Source organism: Mesorhizobium sp. M7A.F.Ca.ET.027.03.2.1 (genome assembly GCF_003999175.1).
GTDB lineage: Bacteria > Pseudomonadota > Alphaproteobacteria > Rhizobiales > Rhizobiaceae > Mesorhizobium.
This window is the reverse complement of sequence record NZ_RZOM01000405.1, coordinates 1-5,009: the sequence shown is the minus strand read 5'-3', so window position 1 is coordinate 5,009 and position 5,009 is coordinate 1. Positions and strand designations below refer to the sequence as shown.

Below are 5,009 nucleotides of genomic sequence, written 5' to 3'. Positions count from 1 at the left end.
CTGATGGACGACGAATATTCCGAGCAGGAATTGCAGGATGCCTGCGACGTCATCGCCTGGGCGGCCAGCCAGCCCTGGTGCAACGGCAATGTCGGCATGATGGGCATTTCCTGGGGCGGCTTCAACTGCCTGCAGGTGGCGGCCAAGCAGCCGCCGGCGCTGAAAGCCGTGATCAGCCTATGCTCGACCGTCGACCGCTATGCCGACGACATCCACTACAAGGGCGGCTGCCTGCTGATCGAGAACTTCGGCTGGGCCTCGACCATGCTGTCCTACTCGTCGCGGCCGCCGGACCCGCTGCTGGCCGGCGACAACAGATGGCGCGATCTGTGGCTGACCCGGCTGGAGAACCAATCCTTCCTGGCGCCGCTGTGGCTGAAACACCAGCACCGTGATGCCTACTGGAAGCGCGGCTCGATCTGCGAGGATTTCTCCGCCGTCAAAGCCGCGGTGCTGTCGATCGGCGGCTGGCATGACGGCTACCGCAACACGGTCTCGCATCTGGCCAGCAACATCGAAGCCCCGGTCAAGGGCATTATCGGGCCATGGATCCACAAATACCCGCACTACGCAGGACCAAAACCCGCCATCGGCTTCCTGCAGGAGGCTCTGCGCTGGTGGGACCGCTGGCTGAAGGGTGTCGACACCGGTGTCGAGTCCGACCCGGCCTACCGCGCCTATGTCATGGACAGCGTGCGCCCAGCGCGCTGGCACCCCGAGCGGCCTGGCCGCTGGGTGGCGGAGCAGGAATGGCCATCGTCCAACATCAAGACACAAACGGTCGATCTGATCCCGTCAACGGAAAAACCCTCCATCGTTGCCTCGCCGCAAAGCTGCGGCCTGGCCGGCGGCGAGTATTTTCCCTTCACCTTCGGCCCCGAACTGCCTGGCGATCAGCGCCCCGACGATGCCCTGTCGGTGTGTTTCGACCAGCCGGAACTCAGCGAGCCGGTCGACATCGTAGGAGCGCCGGAGGTCGAGCTGCAGCTATCCGCTGATCGTCCGCAGGCCAACATCGCGGTCCGGCTTTGCGATGTGCATCCCGACGGCGCCTCGGAGTTGATCTCCTATGGCGTACTCAATCTGACGCACCGCAATTCGCACGAATTCCCGGAGGCGCTGGTGCCGGGTGAAACCGTGTCTGCGCGCGTAGTGCTCGATCAATGCGCCTACAGCGTGCCTGCCGGCCACCACCTGCGTGTTGCCGTTTCGAACGCCTATTGGCCTGCCATCTGGCCGTCGCCGGAGCCGGTCCGGCTGACCTTGTCGGCGGCGACGCTCCGCTTGCCGCTGCGGCCGCTGGCGAGAGACGACGAAGCGGCGTTCGCCGAGCCGGAAGGTGCCACTCCCTGGGCAACGGAGACGATCCGCGCCAGCAATTCCGAGCGCCATATCGATCGTGACGAAAAGACGGGAATCGTGACGCTTTCCATCGTTGATGATTTCGGCGAGGTGCGCGATCTCGCTCATGGCCTGGCCAATGGCAGCATCGCCCGCGAGACTTGGACGATCCACCCCGATGATCCGCTGTCGGCCTCGGGGAAGACGCACTGGACGCAGACCCTGTCGCGAAACGGATGGTCGGTACGCACCGAAACGACAGCCGAAATGCGGTCGGACGCGCAAAACTTCATCGTCAGCGCCAGAATCGAGGCCTATGAGGACGAAACGCTCGTCTTCGAGCGCAATTTCGAGGAGAAGGTGCCGCGCGCGCTTCTTTGAGCACCGAGTTCATTGGTCCAATTGCGACGTACGATTTACGCCACGGCATGTCGCATTCGGTCTTGCTTACCGCTTTCCCTTGCGGTCATTATTCTCCTCACAAGAAATAAGAAAAGCGACCGCAGAGTCGAACCAACAGAGTGAGGAACTCAAAATGTCGAACGAACTGGAATTTCTTAGCCGGCGTGTCGCGTCGGGCAAACTGAGCCGTCGTGATTTTCTCGGCCGGGCGGCGGCGCTCGGTATCTCCGCGCCCTTCGCCAACTCGCTGCTTTCAAGCGCTGCACGCGCGGCAGGTCCGGTCAAGGGCGGTACACTGAAAGCCGGACTTGTCGGCGGCGAGTCCACCAACAGCCTTGATCCGGCACTGTTCATGACTCAGGTGCCGTTCGCCTTCGGCAAGATGTGGGGCGAATTGATCGTCGAGCTTTCGCCGGAAGGCAAGCTCGAGAACCGCATCGCCGAGGAGATCGGCTCGTCGGACGACGCCAAGGTGTGGACGCTGAAGATCCGCGACGGCGTCGAATTCCACAACGGCAAGACGGTGACCGCCGAGGATGTGGCCGCCACACTTGAGCGCCATTCCGACGAGAAGTCGAAATCCGGCGCGCTCGGCTACATGAAGGGCATCGAGACCATCAAGGCCAGCGGCAAGGAAGTCGTGCTGACCCTGAAGGAAGCCAATGCCGATCTGCCCTATTTGCTCAGCGACTACCACCTGATCGTCCAACCGAATGGCGGCAAGGACAAGGCCGACGCAGGCATCTCGGCCGGTCCTTACAAGGTCACGACCAATGAGCCCGGCGTGCGCCATGGCGGCGAGCGTTTCGCCAATTACTGGCAGGGCGACAAGATGGGCCACGCCGACCAGATCGAGATCATCGTCATCAACGATGCGACGGCGCGCACGGCCGCCCTGCAGGGCGGCCAGGTCAATATGATCAACCGCGTCGAGCCAAAGATCGTCGATCTGATCAAGCGCCTGCCGGGCGTCACCATCCGCAACCACGCGGGTCCCGGCCACTATGTCTTCATCGCGCATTGCAACACCGCACCCTTCGACAACAACGATCTGCGCATGGCGCTCAAGCTGGCCATCGACCGCGAAGAAATGCTCGACAAGATCCTGCGTGGCTACGGTTCGATCGGCAACGACTTCCCGATCAACGCTTCCTACCCGCTGTTCAGCGATATCGAGCAACGGAAATACGATCCCGACAAGGCCAAGTTCCACTTCAAGAAGTCGGGCCATGACGGGGCCGTGCTGCTACGGACTTCCGACGTCGCCTTCCCCGGCGCCGTGGATGCCGCGCAACTCTATCAGCAGAGCGCGGCCAAGGCCGGCATCAAATTGGAGATCAAACGCGAACCGGGCGACGGCTACTGGTCGGAAGTCTGGAACAAGCAGCCCTTCTGCGCCTCCTACTGGGGCGGCCGCTCGACGCAGGACCAGATGTACTCGACCGCCTATCTGTCGACGGCGGACTGGAACGACACGCGTTTCAAGCGCCCGGATTTCGACAAGATGGTGCTGGCGGCCCGGGCCGAACTTGACGAGACCAAGCGCAAGGCGATGTACCACGACATGGCTGTCATGGTCCGCGACGAAGGCGGCCTGATCCTGCCGATGTTCAACCAGTTCATCGACGCAACAGGCGCCAAGGTCGACGGCTGGGTCGACGATCCACATCAGGAGCTGATGAACGGTTACGCCTTGGCGAAGTGCTGGCTGCAGGCCTGAGCCGGCTTTGCGGATATGTCTTCACCCATCCTGAAACTGATTGCCCAGCGCATCGCGCTGGGCATTCTCCTCTTGTTGGCCGTTTCGGTCCTGATTTTCGCCGGCACGCAGATCCTGCCCGGCGATGTCGCGCAAGCCATTCTTGGGCAATCGGCGACACCGGAGTCGCTCGCCAATCTGCGCGAGCAGCTCGGCCTCAACGATCCGGCCTATATCAGGTATTTCCGCTGGCTCGGCGGGGTGGTGACAGGTGACCTGGGTACCGCCATGTCGAGCGGCCAGGATATCGCCACGTCGATCAAGGGACGGCTGTGGAACACGCTGTTTCTCGCCTTCTGGGCGGCGATCGTCGCCGTGCCGCTGGCGATCATTCTCGGCCTGATCGCGGTGCGCTACCGCAATGGCTGGGTCGACAAGCTGATCTCCGGGCTGGCGCTGGCCTCGACCTCCTTTCCCGAGTTCTTCATCGGCTATGTGCTGGTCTATTTCTTCGCCGTGAAATGGCAAATCTTCCCTGGCATCTCGACCGTCTATGACGGCATGCCTTTTGGCGAGCGCATGCAGGCGATCGCTCTGCCGGCGGCCGCGCTGACGCTGGTCGTGCTCGCCCACATGATGCGCATGACACGCGCGGCGATCCTCAATGTCATGCAGTCGGCCTATGTCGAGACGGCGGAACTGAAGGGCCTGTCGGCCTTCAACGTCATCCGCAAGCACGCCTTCCCCAATGCCATCGCGCCGATCATCAACGTCGTCATGCTCAACCTCGCCTACCTGATCGTCGGCGTCGTCGTGGTCGAGGTGATTTTCGTCTATCCGGGCATGGGGCAGTATCTGGTCGACCACGTCACCAAACGCGACGTGCCGGTGGTGCAGGCGGTCGGCCTGATCTTCGCCGCCGTTTATATCAGCCTGAATATCATTGCGGACATAGCGGCGATCGTCGCCAATCCGCGTCTCAGACATCCGAAATAGGGGGCGGATATGCTCGATATCAAACGCATCCCCCTCCCCGCGCTGATCGGGATCGTGCTGACGGCATTGTTCGTGCTGGCGGCGATCTTCGCCCCCTGGATCGCGCCGCACGGCAATGGCGAAATCGTCGGCGACGTCTGGGAACCGATGTCGGCTGCCCATTTGCTGGGCACCGACAATCTCGGCCGCGATCTTCTGTCTCGCATGATCTACGGCGCCCGCATCACTTTGTTCATCGCGGTGCTGGCCACCGCACTGTCATTCTCGCTCGGCGCCATCCTCGGCTTCTCGGCGGCCGTCTTCGGCGGCTGGTTCGACACGCTGCTGTCGCGCCTCGTCGATCTCTTGATGTCGATCCCGACGCTGATCATGGGTCTCGTCGTGCTGTCAGTGCTGCCGACCAATCTGGTGACGCTGATCCTGGTGATGGGCATTCTGGATTCGACCCGCGTCTATCGCCTGTCGCGCGCGGTCGCCGTCGACATCAACGTCATGGACTATGTCGAGGCGGCGAAACTGCGTGGTGAGGGCAGCGGCTGGATCATCTTCCGCGAGATCCTTCCCAACGCAT

Annotated in this window: 4 protein-coding genes; all 4 read left to right on the top strand. The window is 62.3% G+C overall.

Annotated elements, in window-relative coordinates; genetic code table 11:
• The coding region (locus EN750_RS18230) for a CocE/NonD family hydrolase (protein WP_127397244.1) at positions 1–1,722 on the top strand (1,722 nt) is incomplete at its 5' end.
• A 154-nt stretch (positions 1,723–1,876) separates the two neighbouring features.
• A complete protein-coding gene (locus EN750_RS18225) occupies positions 1,877–3,463 on the top strand; it encodes an ABC transporter substrate-binding protein (protein WP_127397243.1) in 1,587 nt (528 codons plus the stop codon).
• Positions 3,464–3,478: 15 nt separating this feature from the next.
• Positions 3,479–4,438: an ABC transporter permease gene (locus EN750_RS18220; RefSeq protein WP_127397242.1), complete on the top strand. Its 960-nt coding sequence runs from the start codon at positions 3,479–3,481 to the stop codon at positions 4,436–4,438.
• A 9-nt stretch (positions 4,439–4,447) separates the two neighbouring features.
• Positions 4,448–5,009 (top strand): ABC transporter permease (locus EN750_RS18215; protein WP_145967753.1); only part of this gene is annotated, 562 nt, incomplete at its 3' end.

Bases quoted from the DNA above. Each gene is read 5' to 3' on its own strand.
- EN750_RS18225 (WP_127397243.1), top strand. From the start codon at position 1,877: ATGTCGAACGAACTGGAATTTCTTAGCCGGCGTGTCGCGTCGGGCAAA.
- EN750_RS18220 (WP_127397242.1), top strand. From the start codon at position 3,479: ATGTCTTCACCCATCCTGAAACTGATTGCCCAGCGCATCGCGCTGGGC.